Origin of the sequence: Vibrio sp. L85 (assembly GCF_963871815.1) — a bacterium.
GTDB lineage: Bacteria > Pseudomonadota > Gammaproteobacteria > Enterobacterales > Vibrionaceae > Vibrio > Vibrio harveyi.
On the sequence record NZ_CAWMYL010000262.1, the window covers coordinates 1 to 313 of the forward strand.

Genomic DNA, 313 nt, shown 5'->3' on the forward strand with positions numbered 1-313 from the left:
TCTCACGATGCATGGCTAACTGAACAAGTAAACCTAGCATTTGAGAAGTTTGACTCAGGAAAATCTGTTTTCGTTGAGCACCAAACTGCTAAGTCTCGAATGGAAGAGCGCAAAGCCAGAATCCGTAATCGAGGTAAGCAATGATTTTATGGGAAGAAGAGTCACTTAATGATCGTGAAAAAATCTTCGAGTTTCTCTATGACTTCAACCCTGATGCGGCAGAAAAAACTGACAACCTCATTGAAGCAAAAGTAGAAAACTTGCTTGAACAACCTTTAATGGGTGTACAACGAGATGGCATCCGCGGACGATT

1 protein-coding gene and 1 pseudogene are annotated in these 313 nt (G+C 41.5%); both read left to right on the forward strand.

The annotated features are described in order from the left end of the window. Nucleotides 1-144, forward strand: a pseudogene (locus AACR11_RS29260) (CopG family transcriptional regulator); the annotation flags it as partial. Beyond that, on the forward strand, nt 141-313 hold a 173-nt coding region (locus AACR11_RS29265), incomplete at its 3' end, for a type II toxin-antitoxin system RelE/ParE family toxin (protein WP_025769051.1). The pseudogene AACR11_RS29260 and the gene AACR11_RS29265, both read left to right, overlap by 4 nt.